Source organism: Nocardia sp. NPDC023852 (assembly GCF_040639505.1).
Taxonomy (GTDB): Bacteria; Actinomycetota; Actinomycetes; order Mycobacteriales; family Mycobacteriaceae; genus Nocardia.
In genome coordinates this window covers 63806-82933 of the sequence record NZ_JBFAAB010000025.1, presented here as the reverse complement: position 1 = coordinate 82933, position 19128 = coordinate 63806, and the positions used below count along the sequence as shown (strand labels likewise).

Annotated in this window: 18 protein-coding genes and 2 pseudogenes; 9 read left to right on the top strand and 11 right to left on the bottom strand. The window is 67.0% G+C overall.

What is annotated here, in order from left to right; translation table 11 throughout:
- Window positions 1-36: 36 nt before the first annotated feature.
- Together AB0H00_RS26390 and AB0H00_RS26385 are read right to left on the bottom strand one after the other, a co-directional pair.
- Window positions 37-453: a hypothetical protein gene (locus AB0H00_RS26390; protein WP_357271381.1), complete on the bottom strand. Its 417-nt coding sequence runs from the start codon at window positions 451-453 to the stop codon at window positions 37-39.
- Window positions 454-1000: 547 nt separating this feature from the next.
- Entirely contained in the window at window positions 1001-1126 is a 126-nt protein-coding gene (locus AB0H00_RS26385; RefSeq protein WP_357271378.1) for a hypothetical protein, read from the bottom strand.
- 429 nt (window positions 1127-1555) lie between these two features.
- Between AB0H00_RS26385 and AB0H00_RS26380 the strand changes: the two genes are divergently transcribed.
- Both AB0H00_RS26380 and AB0H00_RS26375 read left to right on the top strand, forming a co-directional pair.
- Window positions 1556-2986 (top strand): SDR family NAD(P)-dependent oxidoreductase, encoded by a 1431-nt coding sequence (locus tag AB0H00_RS26380; protein WP_357271375.1) that lies wholly within the window; start codon window positions 1556-1558, stop codon window positions 2984-2986.
- Window positions 2987-3046: 60 nt separating this feature from the next.
- Window positions 3047-3436: a DUF2784 domain-containing protein gene (locus AB0H00_RS26375; protein WP_357271372.1), complete on the top strand. Its 390-nt coding sequence runs from the start codon at window positions 3047-3049 to the stop codon at window positions 3434-3436.
- A 25-nt stretch (window positions 3437-3461) separates the two neighbouring features.
- On the opposite strand, the gene AB0H00_RS26370 is transcribed toward AB0H00_RS26375, so the two are convergent.
- Together AB0H00_RS26370 and AB0H00_RS26365 are read right to left on the bottom strand one after the other, a co-directional pair.
- The gene (locus AB0H00_RS26370; RefSeq protein ID WP_357271369.1) at window positions 3462-4223 is read right to left on the bottom strand and encodes an alpha/beta fold hydrolase; all 762 of its coding nucleotides are present in this window, start codon (window positions 4221-4223) and stop codon (window positions 3462-3464) included.
- 177 nt (window positions 4224-4400) lie between these two features.
- Window positions 4401-4940 carry a hypothetical protein gene (locus AB0H00_RS26365; protein WP_357271366.1) on the bottom strand — a complete coding sequence of 180 codons (540 nt, stop codon included), beginning with the start codon at window positions 4938-4940 and terminating at the stop codon, window positions 4401-4403.
- Window positions 4941-4948: 8 nt separating this feature from the next.
- Between AB0H00_RS26365 and AB0H00_RS26360 the strand changes: the two genes are divergently transcribed.
- On the top strand, window positions 4949-5107 hold the full coding sequence (locus AB0H00_RS26360; RefSeq protein WP_357271363.1) for a hypothetical protein: 159 nt from the start codon (window positions 4949-4951) through the stop codon (window positions 5105-5107).
- Here the strand turns inward: AB0H00_RS26360 and AB0H00_RS26355 are convergent.
- The 3 genes and pseudogenes from AB0H00_RS26355 to AB0H00_RS26345 all read right to left on the bottom strand — a co-directional run bounded on the left by AB0H00_RS26355 (window position 5092) and on the right by AB0H00_RS26345 (window position 9390).
- A pseudogene (locus tag AB0H00_RS26355) lies at window positions 5092-6035 on the bottom strand (serine hydrolase). The gene AB0H00_RS26360 and the pseudogene AB0H00_RS26355 overlap by 16 nt on opposite strands.
- A 70-nt stretch (window positions 6036-6105) precedes the next feature.
- Window positions 6106-8427, bottom strand: coding sequence for a hypothetical protein (locus AB0H00_RS26350; protein WP_357271360.1), 2322 nt, complete (start codon window positions 8425-8427; stop codon window positions 6106-6108).
- A gap of 378 nt (window positions 8428-8805) precedes the next feature.
- Window positions 8806-9390 carry a helix-turn-helix domain-containing protein gene (locus AB0H00_RS26345; RefSeq protein ID WP_357271357.1) on the bottom strand — a complete coding sequence of 195 codons (585 nt, stop codon included), beginning with the start codon at window positions 9388-9390 and terminating at the stop codon, window positions 8806-8808.
- A 120-nt stretch (window positions 9391-9510) separates the two neighbouring features.
- Between AB0H00_RS26345 and AB0H00_RS26340 the strand changes: the two genes are divergently transcribed.
- Window positions 9511-10563, top strand: coding sequence for a nucleoside hydrolase (locus AB0H00_RS26340; RefSeq protein ID WP_357271354.1), 1053 nt, complete (start codon window positions 9511-9513; stop codon window positions 10561-10563).
- A 67-nt stretch (window positions 10564-10630) separates the two neighbouring features.
- Window positions 10631-10846, top strand: a pseudogene (locus tag AB0H00_RS26335) (amidohydrolase); the annotation flags it as partial.
- Between the two features lie 184 nt (window positions 10847-11030).
- Here AB0H00_RS26335 and meaB read toward each other — a convergent pair.
- Genes meaB through AB0H00_RS26320 form a run of 3 tightly spaced genes read right to left on the bottom strand, consistent with a single transcriptional unit; the run spans window position 11031 to window position 16203 of the window.
- Window positions 11031-12071 (bottom strand): methylmalonyl Co-A mutase-associated GTPase MeaB, encoded by a 1041-nt coding sequence (gene meaB, locus AB0H00_RS26330; protein WP_357271351.1) that lies wholly within the window; start codon window positions 12069-12071, stop codon window positions 11031-11033.
- A complete protein-coding gene (gene scpA / locus AB0H00_RS26325; RefSeq protein ID WP_357271348.1) occupies window positions 12068-14347 on the bottom strand; it encodes a methylmalonyl-CoA mutase in 2280 nt (759 codons plus the stop codon). The genes meaB and scpA overlap by 4 nt, the downstream gene beginning before the upstream one ends.
- A complete protein-coding gene (locus AB0H00_RS26320) occupies window positions 14347-16203 on the bottom strand; it encodes a methylmalonyl-CoA mutase family protein (protein ID WP_357271345.1) in 1857 nt (618 codons plus the stop codon). Before AB0H00_RS26320 ends, scpA begins: the two co-directional genes overlap by 1 nt.
- Window positions 16204-16380: 177 nt before the next feature.
- On the opposite strand from AB0H00_RS26320, the gene AB0H00_RS26315 reads away from it, so the two are divergent.
- Window positions 16381-17064, top strand: a complete 684-nt coding sequence (locus tag AB0H00_RS26315; protein ID WP_357271342.1) for a TVP38/TMEM64 family protein — start codon at window positions 16381-16383, stop codon at window positions 17062-17064.
- 102 nt (window positions 17065-17166) lie between these two features.
- Here the strand turns inward: AB0H00_RS26315 and AB0H00_RS26310 are convergent, their stop codons facing one another.
- Entirely contained in the window at window positions 17167-17535 is a 369-nt protein-coding gene (locus tag AB0H00_RS26310; protein WP_357271339.1) for a nuclear transport factor 2 family protein, read from the bottom strand.
- 302 nt (window positions 17536-17837) lie between these two features.
- Here AB0H00_RS26310 and AB0H00_RS26305 point away from each other — a divergent pair, with 302 nt between their 5' ends.
- From AB0H00_RS26305 to AB0H00_RS26295, 3 genes are all read left to right on the top strand, one after another.
- The gene (locus AB0H00_RS26305; RefSeq protein WP_357271336.1) at window positions 17838-18026 is read left to right on the top strand and encodes a hypothetical protein; all 189 of its coding nucleotides are present in this window, start codon (window positions 17838-17840) and stop codon (window positions 18024-18026) included.
- Window positions 18027-18280: 254 nt separating this feature from the next.
- Window positions 18281-18559, top strand: a complete 279-nt coding sequence (locus AB0H00_RS26300; RefSeq protein WP_357271333.1) for a hypothetical protein — start codon at window positions 18281-18283, stop codon at window positions 18557-18559.
- 80 nt (window positions 18560-18639) lie between these two features.
- A complete protein-coding gene (locus AB0H00_RS26295) occupies window positions 18640-18972 on the top strand; it encodes a metalloregulator ArsR/SmtB family transcription factor (RefSeq protein WP_357271330.1) in 333 nt (110 codons plus the stop codon).
- The last annotated feature ends 156 nt before the right edge of the window (window positions 18973-19128 follow it).

Here is a 19128-nt window from a genome sequence, read left to right as displayed (position 1 = left end):
AACTCATCCAACCCGGCCACCCACGCAGCCAGATCCTCATCCACCGACACAACGAAAAAGGCTACCCCGCAACATCACGAAGTGCAGCTGGAGTACTAAGCCAATGTGGCCGAAGGCGGGCAGCAGATGACATCGGATGTGGGATTCGTACTTCGCGATCGTGGCTTCGGCCAGGTCCTGCTCATCCAGCCATTCATTCACGAAGTCTTTGAAGGATTGGACGTCAGGATCGTTCAGCTGGGTCGGATGTGCGGCGGGAACGCCTACCTTCGACCGGATCTCGAATTCAATCTCGGCGCGGTCGGCCGCCTCTTTGGCTGATTCTGGCGTCCAGTACCGAACTGGCTTGCCGTTGGCGTCGAGGATCGGTTTGTACTTGCCGTCTTCAGCCTTATATCGGGCCTCCCAGAAGAGCCCATCCTTCTTCGTTTCTCGTCTATTCGCATGCCCCATGTCAGGCGGCCTTATCGAAGTCGCATGGGGTAGTCCGGGCAGTAGGCGAAGTCACGGCAGACCTCCGAGGCGTCGTGCGCTAGATGGAGCGCGATACGAAGATTGGGTCAAGGATGGCGGCACAGGAATCCGAGTTTCGGATGATTGCCGGTGTCGCGCCGATCTAGACCCTCGACGCGGCTGAGGTGAGACGCACCATCAGCACAGAATCTGCTTGGACAGCATGCCATCAGATCTGCTCAGCCGCAACAGCTTCGGCTCATGCGCTTGACACGAAGCCTCACCGAGGGCAGTCACGATGCTGTCGACCTGTGCGACACGAAGCGACAACGAACGCGACACGCCGATATTCTCCGACGGATTCGTAGACGGTTTGCTAGCCGTTGCCGAGTTGCCCAAGCATCAACCTCGGACCGGTCGCCAAGGATGAAGAACTCCCCCGATTTCCCCCAAAATCGATCTTGGCGGATGACGGCGCCGCAGCCCTCCGGCACGCGCCACTGGCAATTCGATCCTTCCGGCACGAATGATGCAGGTAGGCGATGATTCAGTCATTCAACCAACAGTGTGCGACGAACTTCTCCTCGTGCGGGACGACTTCCTTCTCGAAGAAGGTCCTCGCCAGGTCACGTACCGCCTCGACCTCGTCGTCACTCCACGCCACGCGTGCCATCGCTCGATCCTTTGCTCGCTCCGGTCCGATCCTGTCGCCGGTTCTGCCCTTAGTTAGAGTTCCCAACTATTGGCGAACTGTCAATAATGGCGATACTCGTATCGAAGCACTCTCGGCACCCAGCTGGCCGACGGCGTCCAAACAATCACCTACGACGTGCGCGGACATAGCCTTCGGCCACCCCGGCCGTTGCCGAACTACTGCGACAGTCCGGCGGTATCTCGCCGTTCCCGCGCGCACCTGGCGCATCGACCTCGTCGCTGGAGGGCGGATCGCGCAGGTCGATCTGCTGCATCACCTGGGGAACGCGGGTGCGGCGCACCTTCGTTCCGGTGCAGCTGCTCGCGACCAGGCGCCGACCCGCCGGGCGGGGTTTGCGACAATAGCCCGGTCAATTGCCCAGCTCGATGAAGGATGTCCGTAGCCGCGATGGCCGAAAGCATGATCGATCCGGAGGACCTCGCGACCTGCCTACGGGTCCTGGAGCTGGCCGGGGCGCTGGAGAAAGAACATCCCGACTCGGTGACCGTGCAGCGCGCGGTCGGGCACATGTTCAAGAAGCTCAAGCAACGGCGCAGGTCGGAGGCGCGCGAGGCGGCTTCTACCGCCGATCGCGCGGTAGTCGCGGCCACCGCGACCGGCTCTCCGAACCGGATCGATGACGAGACCGCCGGCATCCCGATCAGCTCCAGCACGGCCGGTGCCAGCGCGGGCACGTTGGTCCGCCCGCGCCCGTGTTATATCTGCAAGCAGCGATACGCCCAGGTGGATGCGTTCTACCACCAGCTATGCCCGGATTGCGCGGCGAGCAGCCACGCCAAGCGGGACGCTCGTACCGACCTGAGCGGGCGGCGGGCGCTACTCACCGGCGGCCGCGCCAAGATCGGCATGTACATCGCGCTCAGGCTGCTGCGCGACGGCGCGCACACGACCATCACCACGCGCTTCCCGAACGACGCGATCCGGCGTTTCGCCGCGATGGATGACAGCGCCGACTGGCTGCACCGGCTGCGCGTCGTCGGCATCGATCTGCGCGACCCCGCCCAAGTGGTCGCCTTGGCCGATGACGTCGCCGCCCACGGCCCCCTGGACATCCTGATCAACAACGCCGCACAGACGGTACGCCGCTCCGCCGGCGCCTACAGCGCGCTGGTCGAGGCGGAGTCCGGACCGCTGCCCGCCGGCGCGCTGCCGGATGTGGTCAGCTTCGGCAAGACCATGCAGGCGCACCCGACCGCGCTCACCGCCTCGCTCACTCCGACGCTCTCCGCCGCCGACATCGCCGAGCTGGCGTTGGTCGCGGGATCTGCGACGCCGGACCGCATTGCGCGCGGCGTGGCGATCGACGCGGGCGGTCTGGTGCCGGATCTCGCGCACACCAACAGCTGGGTGCAAACCGTCGCCGAGGTCGATCCGACCGAGCTGCTCGAGGTACAGCTGTGCAACTCGGTCGCGCCGTTCATCCTGGTCTCTCGCCTGCGCCCGGCGATGGCAGCCGCGGCGGCGCGACGCAAGTACGTCGTCAATGTCTCCGCGATGGAGGGCCAGTTCTCCCGAGCCTACAAGGGCCCGGGACACCCGCACACCAACATGGCCAAGGCCGCGCTGAACATGTTGACCCGCACCAGCGCCCACGAGATGTTCGAGGAAGACGGCATTTTGATGACTGCCGTCGACACGGGCTGGATCACCGACGAACGCCCGCACTACACGAAAGTCCGCCTCGCCGAGGAGGGTTTTCACGCACCGCTCGATCTGGTCGACGGCGCGGCACGGGTCTACGACCCGATTGTGCAGGGCGAGAACGGCACCGACCTGTTCGGTTGCTTCCTCAAGGACTACGAGCCTTCCCCGTGGTAGTCCGCCACGGCCTGCGCTGAAGCCCGGATACCCCGGTCGAGTGCGGGCTACCCTTGAAGCGTGCTGTACCGGCTACTGGCCGATACCACGGCCGTCGCGCATTTCGCCTTCGTGGCCTACGTGGTGGTCGGCGGATATTTCGCGTGGCGCCTGCCGCGCACCATCTGGCCGCACTTGGTCTCGGCCGCGTGGGGATTCAGCACGGTCATATTCGGATTCGACTGTCCGTTGACGCGCCTGGAGAACTGGGCGCGAGAGCGCGCGGGCCAGGCGCGGCTGCCGTCGAGCGGGTTCATCGACTACTACATCACCGGCGTGCTCTACCCCGCGGACGCGCTGGGGCTGGTACGCGTCCTGGCTGCCGCGCTGGTAGCGGCGTCCTGGATCGGTTATGTGTGGACCCTTCGGCAGCGGCCCGGCGGGCCGATTCGCCTGAATGCCCCGAGCTGACGAACCTTCGCGCAAGACCGAGGTCTCAGGCACACCGGAGATGGCGGCCGACGAAGTCGGCGACCTCCGCGACGCGCTCGTCGAGGTAGAAGTGGCCGCCGGAGAACGTCGCTCGTTCGAAGGCCCCTCCGGTGTGTTCGCGCCACTCGTCGGCCTGCTCAGGCCGCATGGTCGGGTCCTCGGTGCTCACCAGCGCCACGATGTCGGCGCGCAGCGGGTCACCCGGTTGGTATCGATAGGTCTCCACGGCCTGATAGTCGGCGCGCACCGCGGGCAGTACGAGTTCGGCGAGACTCGGCTCGTTACGCAACAGTTCCACCGGTGCCGGGTCGGCGGCCAACCGCTCCAGATCCCGGATCAGCTCGTCGTCGGAGGCCAGATGCAAGCGCTGGAGCTCCAGAAAGGTCGGTGCGGGACGACCCGACACGAACAGCGTCGCGATCTGCTGCCCACAGCGTTCCAGCCTGCGCGCGGTCTCGAACGCCACGGTGGCGCCCATACTGTGCCCGAACAGCGACAGCTGGTCGATCCGCCCCTGCGCCAGCACTTCCTCAGCGATCCGATCGGCAAGCTCACCGATATCTGTGATCGGCGTCTCAGCCAGCCGGTCCTGCCGACCCGGATACTGCGCAGAGAGGACGACGACGCCCGCACCGAACCGCTGCGCCAGTTCTCGATACGCCGTGGCCGGTCCCCCGCCGGGCGGGAAGCACAGCAGATGGTGTCGCGCGGTCGCCTCGGATCGCAAGGTCCGCAACCACTCCGAGTTGGCGAGGGTTCCAGCCACGTTCGGTCTCCTTCTCCATCATCTGTGTCGGCGCCCGCACGGGACGAAGGCCACCGTAGTCGTCGAGTGCGCCCTGTCGGGACCGATCCTGCCGCGCGCCGCCGTCGACCGCTGGATCGGCGCGACCGGCCGAACACCGCCGACAACGTTCTCCGTCCAGGATGCCGCGCGGGACGGTTACGGCGTGAAGGTGCGCAGATGGTCGACGGTGACGAAGGTACTCTGCGGGCTAGCCGCGGCGACGGCGGCACGCAGCGGCTCGAGACCGCCCCAGTCGCGGGCCGGAGCGGTGAGTGGATAGTCGAAGTCGTCCCAGTGCGTCGGGAGCACATATCGCGGGTTGCCGGTGACGCGCAGCAGCCGCGCGACGTAGTCGACGATCTTTGTCCCACCCGCGGGAAGCAGCAGCACGTCCGGGCGCAGGCCCCCAAGTTCCGACTCGATGTAGTTCGATCCGCCGAAGTCCAGCACGCTCACCCCGCCGCCACTCACCTCGTACGCGAGGGTGCCGCCCTCGACCAGATCACGAATTACCTTCGGCTCGGCGAGCTTTCCCGCGCCGAGCCCGGGACGGGTACCCGCGAACGCCACCGTCGCACTCGTTCCGGACGCCGAATGCAGCGACCGCAGCACCCGGATCGAGTAGCCGTCGAAACGGAGGAACTCGCCGCCCGTGGCCAAGGACAGCTGATCCTCCGGCGCACCGAGCGCGGCCATCAGGTTGAATGCGTCTCGGTGCCCAGGTGGTGGGGTTTCCCCCTTCGCTGGTGCGCGAACTGGCCGAGCTGGTCGTGGCCGTGGTGCAGGGCGACGGTGCGTCGCGGCCCGCGACCGTCCTGCTGCCGCAGCAGCGCCCGTGGAACGTCGTCTACGGGAGGCCGTGAGCGATACTTTCGATCGCGCGCACTCCGGCGGCGCCGATGGCGCGGTCCACCTCGGGCAGCCGCTGCGCCGGCGTCGATCCTCTGGTGAAAACCGCGACGGCGTAGCGCTTTCCGTCTGGATACTCGACCACACCGATCTCGTTGCGCACGCCGGGCAGTGTCCCGGTCTTGCCCAGATCTGCACCTGCGGCGGAAACGCGGCGGCTAGGCGGTGCCAGCTCACCTGCTGGCGCATCAGATCGCGCACCCACCGGCACGCCTCGGCGGCGCCCGCCCGGTCCTCCGCGAGGAGGGTGAGCAGCCGGACCATTTCGCGCGGAGTGCTCGCGCTCGTCCGGTGTGGGTCGAGCGCCCGGGTGCGCAGTACCTCCTCAGGGCTCAGAGTGGGAAACCGCCGGGCGAACTCGGCTGCGTCCCGGGCACCGATGTCTTCGGCCATCGATTGCACGACCGCTCGAGGCGGGCCGACCACATGGGTCGCCGTGAGGCCGAGCTCACGCAGCAGAGACCGCACATTGTCCAGACCGACACGGTCGAACAGCAGGTCTGCCGCGGTGTTGTCGCTGAGGGTGAGCGCGAAGTAGGCGGCGTCGCGCAGGCTCAATTCGACGTCGTCGGCGCAGCCCGCCGTGCCGATGCCGCCGAGCCGGTCGCCGGCACCGGCGCGTACTCGGTCGGCGGGATCCAGCTGACCCGCCACCACCTGCCTGGCGAACTCCAGCACCATCGGCACCTTGACCACGGACGCGAGCACCACGGGCTCGTCCGCGCCAGAGCCCGCGTCCGCTCCACAGTCCAGGCAGCGGGCATACACCCACCCCCGGACGCCGACCGCCCGAAAGATCTCCTCCACCGGTGCACCATCCCCGGCCTGCTCGGCATCCGTCGCACCGGGGGTGGTCCATTGAGACCCATGCCGTACGGGCATCGTCCGCATGCCGGTGTAGGGCCAGTCGGTGAGTTCCCGGACTGCATGGCCCGTCGCCGACGGTAGGTCGCTAGAACCGCGGGATCGCCTTCGACGGCGTCAACTTGACATTGCCTGTCCAGTATTCGGAGTTCGCCATGGTGTGCAGAACGTTCGACGCTTCTTTGAGGTCTCCCGCCTCGGCGGCGGTGCGGTACCGGCTGGCGAGATGCGGCATGATGAACCTGTTCATCAGCTCGCCGCGTTCCTGGCTCCAGCCTTTGAACTGCTCTGGTAGCGGGTAGGCCGGGTTGGACTGCACCTGGTTGCCATGGGCGTCTTCGATGATCTTGCTCCCCCCTGCGAGAGCCTGGATGCCCCTGATCTTGTCTCGGGTCGGCGTGTCGAAGTAGTCGTAGAGGTAGTCGCGTTCGGCCCGCGTGAGCGCGGATTCCGGGACACGATCGATGTAGCGACGGTTCGCGAGCCGGTGCGCCGTCTGCTGGAACAGCGCCATGTTGGCGGGCGAGCGGCCTAGTTTGAGCACCGCGAGCGACGCCGCGGCTTCGCCGATGTACTTGTCGCCGTCCCACACGCTCGGCGCGAAGTTCTGGCGGTAGTTGTAGGCCCGCATGGCGTCGATGATCATCTCTTGATCGGTGAACCCGGCATCAATCATCGCGGTACCTATATCGCCCATACCCCCGCCGCGATTGACGATGCGGTCGACGGCTGCGGCGGCGCTGCGGGCCGTGTGCCGCCCGCCGTGCTCGCGGACAGCGCTCCTTGCCGCCTCGATGATCTGTTCGCGGGTTCGCATGTAATTGACATTCCAGCCCTTTTCGTTGATCAAAGCGTTCGATTGCCAACTCCCGCGCTCCGCACGGTTGCGCAGTCGCGCGTTCGGGTCGAGCGGGTTGCGCTTGTTCCCGAGCAGCAACCCGGCGATCGGGTTGCTGTTGATGGTGTTGACCGCCGCGAGCCCGGTCATCAGCCCGGCTGCCATGGCATGTGCCGTGCCGCCGGGGCCCATCCCGAGAGCGGGGCCCGAACCGCCGCCCTGGCCGCCCCCGCCCTGCACGGCAAGTGCGAACCGGTTGGCGATCCAGTCGTTGCCGCGGCTGAGACCCGCGCTCAGCCGCTTCAGCTGGAGAATGGCGATGACCTCCACGATGGCGCCGAGGACGAGCACCAACGTCACCTGGCCGCGAGCTTCGTGGAACAGATTGCCCAGGAACAGTACGTACACCCCGAGAAAGATGGTGTATGTCGCCATTCGCCCGGCCGCGATCACGCTGTCCACGACATTGCGCACCAGGAAGGTCTGTGTGGGCCCGTAGACGAATCCCCCTGCCGCGAATCCGAAGATCGACATGAAGCCGTGATAAACCGAATCCAGAGCTGCCCAAATGATTTTGATCCCGAGATACGCCCCGAAGCAGAGCAGGACCGCCGCACAGAACAGCAACACCAGACCGGAACCGATCTGCCCCATACTGGGATGGTTCGCCTTGGCATACGCCATCGGGTCGCCGCAGGCGCGCATGCCGTTCACCACCCGGGAGTCCTCACCGGAGCGCACCGCCGCCGTCCAGGCGGCCGCACACCGCGGCGACTCGTCGACCACGTGACCGAAGTTCCACACCTGCACCGGCCGCCGTGCGAAGTTGTCGGCCAGATCGCCCTGCATCCTCGCGATCAACTGGTCGGGATTCGCCGCGGCGTGGCCGTTCAACCCAGCGGCCACCGAGATTCCGAGGTCACGTCCCTGTGCCAACAGCCCGTCCGACGACAACACTTCCGCCAACGGCGCCGCCAGCACGAATGGGCCCATGAGCGCGACCCCCAGCATCGTCACGATCTGCATGGTGGCCTTGGCGTGGTATCCGCGTATCACGAACCAGCCGACGAAGAACGCGCCGATCGTCGCCGCCAGGGCCATCAGGATCGGGGTGGCGATCTGGCCGGTCAGGCTGTCGGCGACCCCGCTCAACGCCCGGCCGAAGGGGTCCAGCCACTGGAAGCTGATCGCGAAACCGATCGCCCACACCGCGCTGGTCACAATCACCATGTACCCGACGAATTCCAGGCCGAGCACCGTCGACACCGCGGTCTCCACCGGATTGAACAGGCCGCCGCCACTGGTGGCGAATACATAACCGGTCAACGGGACCCCGGCCGAATCCCGAATATCCATCCAGCTCAACGCATCGATACTGGATCCCACCATGGTCGAGTCACCCTCCCCCACCGCCACGGCAGTAGCTCCGACAACTCCTGGGAAGACGAGCAACACGGCTGCGATGGCCAGAAACGACACCACCCTGCGTCGCACGCGCGAGGCGCCGACCCACGCATGGCATCGCCCCAGCAGCACAGGAAGCTGCCAGCTCACCGGATCCCAGAACGCCATCTCGCGAGCCGACCATGCCCTCCGTGATCGCGAGTTCCGCACCGAAGCAAGGGGTTTCACGGTTGAGGAGGAGAGGTTCGACGGCACAGTCATCGGGCTCTTTCGGTCGAAGATCGGTCGGCCGACATCGATGGGGCCCTTAACTTAAACCGGTACGCTAGTACCATTTTGGCCTGCGCCACCCTACCGCTCTTCCACCCTTGCGCTACCACACACTCTGGTCACGACATGAACTGAGAGCGGTAGAGAGAATCGCCAGCGCGCTTCGTCCGATCATGGTAGAGCGCACCGAAAGGCGACCAGAGATATGCGATCAACGTGATCGCAACATGGCCACTAACATCCCCCACCGGGGTCGACCGTGTGGCCACCCGCATTTCAACCAGCCGCGGGCACGTCTCCCATGAGGGCGGCCACAGCTTGCGCCAAACGGTCCCCGTCGGGAAGCCTCACATCCGGAACGATCGTCTGCAGGACGCCGAGTCCCTGGACGAGCACGAAGTACAGCTCGGCCATCGCCTCCGCCTGTTCCGCGCGCAGGTGCGGGTGCGCCTCGCGCAATGCCGCCGCCATGTCACGATAGGCCCCGGGCAGACTCTCGGCGAAGAATCTCTGCGACTCCGGCGACCGCGCGACCCGGACCAGGTTCTCCATGCTCGCGAGCATGGAGTCCCGGTTGTCCGCGAATACCTTGGGCATCGCGTTCCACATCGCGACGAACGCTTCGAGCGGCGCGACGCCGCTTCCCTCGCGGATCATCTGCTCCATGCTGTCGCCGATCGCGGTGCCCAGGGTGTCAGTCAGCGCCTCGGTGATCAGTTGCTCCTTCGAGCCGAAGTGATATCCGATCGCCGCCAGGCTCACGCCCGCGGCCGAGGCGATGTCACGGGCCGTAGCCTTGGCGACGCCGCGCTCGACGATGACTTTCCGTGCCCCAGCCAGTAGATCCTCGCGATTTCCCATGACTCGAGGCTACAACGTCTCAGACAAATGTACTAGACGCTCGTGCCACCGCCCACCGTCGATGCCGGCGAGTTGCCGCCTCGGCGCGGCGGGGCGGCTCGGACTCGCTAGTCTCGTGCCGTGCGGCAGAAAATCATCATGGACGTCGATACCGGCATCGATGACTCGCTCGCGCTGCTCTACCTGCTCGGCTCCCCCGACGCCGAGATCGCCGGGATAGCTGCCACGGCTGGCAACGTGTCCGCAGCACAAGTCGCCGCGAACAATCTCGCGTGGCTGGATGTCTGCCATGCCCCCGACATCGAGGTCGCGCTCGGTGCCGCCGACCCTATCGCGATCCCCTTACGCACCACCGAGGACACCCACGGACCGCAGGGCGTCGGCTACGCCGAACTGCCCGCCTCCACCCGCCGTCTCTCCCCGCGCCCGGCCGCGCGAATGTGGGCCGACCAGGCTCGCGCACACCCCGGCGAGCTCGTCGGACTCTGCACCGGCCCCTTGACCAACCTGGCACTCGCCCTGCGGATCGAGCCCGAGTTGCCGGTGCTGCTGCGCCGCCTCGTGATCATGGGCGGCGCGTTCAACCACCCCGGCAACACGACACCGACCAACGAGTGGAACGTGCACGTCGACCCCGAGGCCGCCAAGGAGGTCTTCGACGCGTTCGCCGCGGCGCCCGCACAACGCAGGCCGATCGTCTGCGCGCTCGACATCACCGAGACCATCGAGATGCGGCCGTCACACCTGGTCCGGCTGGCCGAGCGTGCGAAAAGTTTTCCGGTGGAATTGGTTTCGGAGAACGATCAGCCTGGGGCCCGCTCGGCCGCGAGCAATCCGATCGTCCGGTACGTCACCGATGCCGTGCGGTTCTATTTCGACTTCCACCGCAGTTACGACCAGGGGTACCTCGCCCACATGCACGATCCGTTCGCGGCAGCGGTAGCGCTGGACCCGACGCTGGCCCGCACCCGTCCCGCGACAGTCGACGTCGAGCTGGCGGGCACCCTCACGCGCGCGACCACGGTCGCCGACTGGGCGGGCATGTGGGGCAGGGAACCCAATGCCGACATCGTGATCGGCACCGACCCGGAGTTGTTTTTCGAGCGGCTGATCACGCGGGTCGGCGACTTCGCGCGGGCCGTCCATCCGCCCGCCGCCCAAGAGGTGCGATGAGACGCCATCGCGCAGCGCTCATCGGTGCCGACCCGACACGCCTGTGCCGCAAGATCTCGGAGCTGCGATGACCGAGGACGACACCACGGACCTTTCCGCGTTTCGCACCAGACTCGGCTTGCCCGGAATCATCGACGTGCACACCCATTTCATGCCCGACCAGCTACTGCGCAAGGTGTGGGCGTACTTCGATTCGGTAGGTCCGCTGATCGGCCGCAGCTGGCCGATCACCTACCGCGCCGAGGAGCAAGTCCGCCTGAAGACTTTGCGCGACTTCGGTGTTACCCCTACGTCCATTCGATCCAGGTTCTCGAGCGCCTCGAGCTCGGCGATGACTGGTTACGGCAGGTCTGCCACCGGAACGCGGCCCGGCTCTTCGGCGTCGAATAACCTGCTCGAATCACTCGACGACGCCGTCTGACTTGCCCCCTTCGGCCGACGTGCCAGTAGCCGGCGCCATAGCTGGATCAGCGACCGTCGAAGGCCCGCAGCAGTTCCTCGGCCGCGAGCGCGGCGGTCAGGGCGCCATCGCGGACTTGCTTCTCCACCTGTGCCCGAATCGCTTTCACCTCGGGGTTGTCCGCCAGCCTGCGCAACAGCTGGTCGTGCACCATGGTCCAGGTCCAGTCGATCTGCTGGCGGCGGCGCTTCTCGTCGAACTCCCCAGCATCGGTGAGCACCCGGCGATGCTCCAGCACGGTGACCCAAAATTTGTCCAGTCCCATGCCTTGCAGTCCACTCATGGTGAGCACCGGCGGCCGCCACAGCGCGTCGTGCGGGTGGATGAGGCGCAACGCTCCCGCGAGTTCGCGGGCCGCGGCTTTGGCCTCCCTCTCATGTGTGCCATCGGCCTTGTTCACCGCCACCAGGTCGGCCAGCTCCAGCACACCTTTCTTGATGCCCTGCAGCTGGTCACCGGTGCGGGCCAGAGTGAGGAAGCAGAACACGTCGACCATGTTCGCGACCGTGACCTCGGACTGGCCGACCCCGACGGTCTCCACCAGGATCACGTCGTAGCCCGCGGCCTCGAGCAGCACGATGGTCTCGCGGGTCGCCTTGGCGACGCCGCCGAGCGTGCCCGCGGTGGGCGACGGGCGGATATAAGCGTCGCGTTCCACCGACAGCCGTGCCATCCTGGTCTTGTCGCCGAGGATGGAGCCGCCCGTCCTGGTCGAGGACGGATCGACCGCCAGTACGGCGACCCGATGCCCTCTGCCGATCAGATACATGCCGAGCGCGTCGATGAACGTGGATTTGCCGACGCCGGGAACACCCGTGATCCCGACCCGGTTCGAGACCGTAGCCGTCGCGGAACCGCCGCCCTCCGGTGTCACCTGCAGCAGCAGTTGCTGCGCCAGCGCCCTGTGATCGGCGCGGGTGGACTCCACCAGGGTGATCGCCCGCGCCAAGGCGGACCGCTCGTTGTTGCGGACCGCCTCGGCGAGCGCGTCGACATCGATCGTCCGGCGCGCGGTCACCTTCGCGACCGGCGAACCCGCCTCGTTCATTCGGTGGCGGCGGAATCCGCGGCGCCGCTCCCGAGTTCGTGACCGAGTTCGGCGCCGAGTTTCTTCAGCAGGTCGATCGCCGCGTTGGCGATCACCGTGCCGGGCGGAAAGATCGCCGCTGCGCCCGCCTGGTAGAGCTCGTCGAAGTCGCCGGGCGGGATGACGCCGCCGACGATGACCATGATGTCGGGACGTCCGACATCCGCCAGTGCCTGCCGCAGGGCGGGTACCAGCGTGAGGTGGCCTGCCGCCAGCGAGGACACGCCGACGACATGTACGTCGTTGTCGGCCGCCTGCCGCGCCACCTCTTCCGGGGTCTGGAACAGCGGGCCCACGTCGACGTCGAAGCCGAGATCGGCGAAGGCGGTGGCGATCACCTTCTGCCCACGGTCGTGGCCGTCCTGGCCCATCTTGGCGACGAGGATGCGCGGACGGCGGCCTTCGGCCTCCGCGAACTCCTCGACCAGCGCGCTCGCCTCGGTGATGTTCGTGACCTTTCCAGCCTCGTCGCGGTACACACCGGAGAGCGTCCGGATTTCGGCCTGATGGCGGCCGTACACCTGCTCCAGCGCGTCGGAGATCTCCCCGACGGTGGCCTTGGCGCGCGCCGCGTCGATCGCCGACGCGAGCAGGTTGTTCGCCATGCCGCCCTCCGAAGAGGCTGCGGCGCGGGTCAATTCGGCCAGCGCACGCCGCACTGCATCCGGGTCACGCTCGGTGCGCAACCGCCGAAGCTTCTCGATCTGCTCGGCGCGCACCCGGGAGTTCTCGACCTTGAGAACCTCGACCTGCTGGTCTTCTTCGACCTGGTACTTATTGACACCGATCACCGGCTGCTGGCCGGTGTCGATACGCGCCTGGGTCCGCGCGGCCGCTTCCTCGATACGCAGCTTCGGAATGCCCTCACTGATCGCCTGCGCCATGCCGCCGTGCGCCTCGACCTCGGCGATGTGCGCGCGCGCTCGGTTGGCCAGCTGATGGGTCAGCCACTCGACGTAGTACGAACCGCCCCAGGGGTCGATCGGACGGGTGGTCTTGGACTCCTGCTGGATCAGCAGCTGCGTGTTGCGGGCGATGCGGGCGGAGAAGTCCGTCGGCAGCGCCAGCGCCTCGTCGAGCGCATTGGTGTGCAGCGACTGCGTGTGGCCCTGGGTCGCGGCCATCGCCTCGATGCAGGTGCGGGCGACGTTGTTGTAGGCGTCCTGCGCGGTGAGCGACCAGCCGGAGGTCTGCGAATGAGTGCGCAACGATAGCGATTTCGCGCTCTTCGGGTTGAACTTCGCGACCAACTCGCTCCACAGCAGACGCCCGGCACGCAGCTTGGCTACCTCCATGAAGAAGTTCATGCCGATGGCCCAGAAGAACGACAGCCGTGGTGCGAACTTGTCGACCTCCATGCCGGCGTCGATGCCCGCGCGGATGTACTCGACACCATCGGCGAGGGTGTAGGCCAGCTCCAGGTCGGCGGTCGCACCCGCCTCCTGGATGTGGTAGCCGGAGATGGAGATCGAGTTGAACTTCGGCATCTTCGCGCTGGTGTAGGCGAAGATGTCGGAGATGATTCGCATCGAGGGTTTGGGCGGGTAGATATAGGTGTTGCGGACCATGAACTCTTTCAGAATGTCGTTCTGAATGGTTCCGGCCAGCTGCTCCGGCACGACGCCTTGTTCTTCGGCGGCGACGACATACAGCGCCAGGATCGGCAGCACCGCGCCATTCATCGTCATCGAGACACTGACCTGGTCCAGCGGAATGTGGTCGAACAGCTGGCGCATGTCCAGGATCGAGTCGATGGCGACACCCGCCATGCCGACGTCACCCTGCACCCGCGGGTGGTCGGAGTCGTAGCCGCGGTGGGTGGCCAGGTCGAACGCAACCGACAGGCCCTTCTGGCCCGCCTGCAGGTTGCGGCGGTAGAACGCGTTCGAGTCCGCCGCGGTGGAGAAGCCCGCGTACTGGCGGATGGTCCACGGCTGGTTGACGTACATCGTGGGGTACGGCCCGCGTACGAACGGCGCGATGCCCGGCACGCTGTCGAGCGGATATCCCTCGGCGGCAACGGCATCGCGGTCGGCCTTGGTGAACACCGGCGGCACGTCGATACCTTCCGGCGTCGACCACACCAGCTGCTCGGGCGTGTAGTGGTTGGCCACCGCTGCCGCCCGTACGTACGCCTCCACCTGCGCCGCGTCGACGGCGGCCGCCTTCTGCGCACGCTCGGCCAGCGGCACGTCGGCGAAGCTGCCGATCAGATGCTTGATCTCGCGAGTAGTCATCAGGCTCCCACCTTCTCGAGCAGGGCGGACAGTGCCGCGACCGCGTCGATGCGCGCCGCGAGGAATCCGTCCGGACGCTGCGCGTCACTCAGTTCGGTGACGGCCTCGGCCGCACCGGCCAGCAGCACGGTCGGCACGCCTGCCGCACGCAACTGCTGCACCGCGGCCCCGGCTTCCGCCGCGTACCGCGCGTCCGACCCGCACAGCACCGCGATCGGCGCACCGGCTTCCGTTGCCGCGGCGACGATTCCGCTCACCTCGAGCGGCCCGGGGCTGATCGATACGATCCCGCCCGAGGCCAGCAGGTTCGCGACGAAGGTGACCCGCACATTGTGCTCGGCTACCGAACCGAGCGGCACCAGAAGGGCTTTCGGCCGCACGCCGGTAGCCGCCAGGTAGGCGTCCGAGCGGTTGCGCAGTTCCTCGAACGCCGCACCGTAACGAGCGACCCGGCCCGGCCGCCGCGCTGTCTCGGACAGCGGCCGCTCGGCCAGGTTGGGGAATTCGTTGACGCCGGTGACGGCAGTCTTGCGATGCGCGACATCGGTGTCGCGCGCGGTCTTGGTGGCGGCGATGCGCTCGGCGAGCAGTCCGGAGTCCAGTGCGGCGAGGTAACCGCCCGCCGCCTCGATCTCCTGCATGAACTCCCACGCCTTCGTGGCGAGTGCGGCGGTAAGGTCCTCGACATACCAGGACCCCGCGCCCGGGTCTTGCACGTGGCCCAGATGCGATTCCTCGAGCAGCAGCAACTGGGTGTTGCGCGCCATGCGGTCGGAGAACGATTTCGAGACGCCGAGCTCACCTGGTGGAAGCGCGGCGTCGAAAGGCAGCACGGTCACAGTGTCGGCGCCGCCGACGCCCGCGCCGAACGCGGCGAGCGTGCTGCGCAACATGTTCACCCAGGGATCGCGCTGACTCATCATGGCCGCCGAGGTCACCGCGTGTTGCGGGGCGCCCCCGAAATCCGGTGCGCCGCACACGTGCGCGACGCGGGCCCAGAGTTGGCGTGCGGCGCGGAACTTCGCGGTGGTGGCGAACTGGTCGTCGGTGGCGGCGAACCGGAACTCCAGCTGCTCCAACGCGTCCACGATGTCGAGACCCTCGGTCAGCGACCGCAGGTAGGCCAGCCCGGACGCGACGGCCGCGCCCAGCTCCTGGGCATCGGAGGCACCCGCGTCGTGGAAAACGGTGCCGTCCACGGTGATCGCGCGCACCGTCTCGGCGCGCGCGGCGGCCTGTCCGGCGAGCGTGACCGCCTCAGCGAGGCCGACATCGGCGAGGCCGGCGAAGCGGCTGGTCAGCGGCGCGGCACCGAGGGCGACCCGAATGTCCTTGCGGGACGGTCCGGAATAGCCGTCCAGCGCGGTGAATATCCGCTCCGCCGCGTCGGCGGCCGCGCTGCCCGCGTCCAGGGTCAAGGGAGCCAGCTCGAACAGCAGACCCGCGACAGCGGTCGGCAGGTCGGCCACCGGCAGGCCGCGCTCGCCGACCGTCAGCCAGACGGCGCTGATTCCGTTCTCCAAACCGGCCAGAATCTCCCGGTTGGCCGTCGCGGCATCACGTTCGCCGACCCGGGCGCTCACGTACCACCCGCGGTGCACGTCCCGGGTGGCGTCCCGACCCCGGACGAAGGGAAAGAAGCCCGGCAGCGGCTGCTCGGGCAGCTCGTCGCGCAGGGTGTACAGCGGGGCAATGGTCAGCCCGTCATAGGTGGTCTCGTCGAGCAGCCGCTCGGGCTCCTCGGGAAGTTCGGTGACTTCGACCCGGCGAGACTTCGCCAGCACGCCGGCCACGCCCTCGCGCCACGCGACGTACTCGGGCACCGGATCCACCCCAGGATCTGAAGCAATCGGCATATTGCTGTCCCTCTTCCTCAACACGGGCGTACCGCCTCCGTGGGCCAGGTACCCTCACATCTGCCCAGCTCAACGACCATTTTGGTTAACGAGCATTCGTCCCGCTTCCTTCGATGCTAGCGGGCGGTTTCGCGCCGGTTGACCCTGCCCGCCACTACCAACCGGTAACCTGTCGCGATGACCAAGCTGATCCGTGACCCGCGTATCGCCGCGCTACTCGTCGGCGCGGCCGCGTTGTTCGTCGCGGCGGTGCTGGTTCCGCTGCCGAGTCCACATCAGATCCAGGTCTGGGCGACCTCGGTCGGCCCCGCCTTTCCCCTGCTGTTCTTCGCGGTCCATGCATTGGTCACGGTGGCGCCGATCCCGCGGACCATGTTTACAGTGAGCGCGGGACTGCTGTTCGGCCCACTGCTGGGCAGCGCGCTCGCAGTGGGGGCGACGACGGTCAGCGCGGCGCTGGCGATCCTGCTCGTACGCGCGCTCGATCGCGATCAGGTCGCCTCCCGGCTCACCCATCCTGCGGTGCGCGCCATCGACGACCGCCTGCGACGCCGAGGCTGGCTGGCAGTCGGTTCCCTGCGGCTCATCGCCGCGGTGCCGTTCTCGGTGATCAATTACTGCAGTGGGTTGTCCTCGATCCGGTTCTGGCCGTATCTGATCGCCACGGTGCTCGGCGTACTGCCCGGCACCATCGGCACGGTCATCCTCGGTGACGCGTTGACCGGGGCGACGCATCCGGCGATGCTGGCGCTCTCCGGCGTCTGCCTCGCGGTGGGCGTCGTCGGCCTGGTCGTCGACGCGCGGTGGCGCATGACCACACCGCCGGCCCAGGAGCCCGCGCCCGTCCTGGTTCCGGAGTAGTCCGGTCGCGGGGCCGGAGCGCGGACGGTCGAGCTCGCGGGGGCCGGATGCGATGATCCGGCCCGCGACGAGTGTCGATGCCCCCGCGCTCGAGCGCGGGAATTACGCCGACGGCACCCGGTCCAGAAAGCCGTGTACGCCGGTGATCCGGTCGTCGGCGGAGAGCGTGATCACGTCGGAGCCTGCGACCGGTGCACTGCCGTCAGCGAGCGAGACCAACTCCCAGGCGAAGCGCGCGACGTCGTGGTGGCCGTCGACCACGCCGATCCGACGGAACTCGAAACCCGGGAACTGCGCCTGCACTCCCCCGATGGCCGCCGCAAGCTGGTCGTGCCCACTGACGTCCGCCAGCGGGTCGATGTAGAACCCATCCTCGGTCCATGCGGCGGCGACCGCCTTCGCCCTGGACTCCTCCTCGGTGGCATTCCACGCTTCGAAGTACCGATCTACCGCTTCCTCGTATCGCGACATAGCGAATCCTCCTGTGCAGAAAAACTTTTCGTTATCCGACCCGGGTTTTCGGACCGGCTTCCTCCACCATGCCCGGCCACGTGCGCCAAGTCGATTACGCGCGAGGTAATGATCGGGCGGACCCGGATCAGCGCAGCCAGCCCGCGTTTGTAGTTGGCGACTACCGGACGGCAGGAGAAAGTTGTCGGTCCCCCGACGCGGTCGCGCGCGGCGGCGAAGTCCACGCCGAGCCGTTCCCGGAGCACAGCGGCGGTGTCGACGTCGTCGCGGGCCAGGGAATCCAATGCCGCTAGAGCAGTTCGGTGTCGAAGCGGTCCACGGTCACGGCGTTGAAAAGGGTGGTCGTCGGCTATCACCCGGAAGAGGCGATCACCGACTGCGACAGCGCCTTTGGGCACGACGGTGAACATGTGCGCCCGGTCGATCAACACGCCGCCCATCCGGACCCGCAGCGTGGGGTACAGAGCCCGCTCAGCGTTGTAGCGAATTAGTAGCAAACTTGAGTTCTCCTCGCAATCATCACATGACAAACTACGCAAAGCGCGCGCTATATCAGTCATTTCGGACAGAAACCCGAGGACACCACCCGAAATCAATCGGAGCAACACATACTGTTCGGTAAAGATTTGGCTATCCCCTGGAATGCACGGTAGAGGCTGCGGCAAGACACCAGATCCCGTAGCCAGGAGCGGCCCGGGAGGGTAGCCGTGCCCCCTACGCCCCACGACCCAGAGTGAGTGCAGCCATGATTCTCACCGCCGTTCACGAAGTCCTCCTTGCCCAGATCGACAATCCCACGCCGGAGGCGCCGCCCGGCTCGGAAAAGATCCTGCAGCTGGTCCGCTATCTCACCTGGTTCGTGCTGCTGTCGGGCGTCTCCGGCATCACCTACGCGGGAGGCAAATTCGCCTGGGAGAAGTGGAGCGGCGGCACCCTCGATTCACCGAAGATGGTCGCGGGCGCCATGATCGGCGGTGTCGTCGCCACCAGCGCGGGGACCATCATGAACGCCGTCGTCGGCTGATCGGCCCCGCCGCTACCTGATCCGCGCCCGGTTGCGCAACTGATCACGCCGTGCCACGCTACGACAGGTTGGAGGCGGACGTGACCAAGCACGGCGAGCCGCCGGGCCTTATCCCGGCGGACCGATTACAGGATGCGGCGGCGGTTTTCGGAATGCTCGCGGCCACCGCGCGTTTGCAGATCCTGTGGCTGCTCAGCCAGGACGAGCGCGATGTCGGGACCCTCGCCGCCGCGATCGGCCAGACGGTGCCCGCCGTAAGCCAGCACCTGGCCAAACTCAAACTCGCCGGTCTCGTCCGCGCCCACAAGGACGGCAGGCGCAACGTCTACGCGATCGCCGACCCCGACGTCGCCGACATCGTCCGCCTCGCCTTCCGCCACCAGCGGGGCGCGAAAGCAGGACCATCCGAGTGACCGCGTTACTCTTCGACCTCCACTCCGTAGTCACGGGCCAAACCGAGCCGGATCGGTTGGATACCCGTGCCCGACAGCACGCAACCGCCAGCGGTCACCAGGCAAGTAGATCTGGGCGAGCACCAGCGCCCGCTTCTCGGTAACCGCACGGAGCGG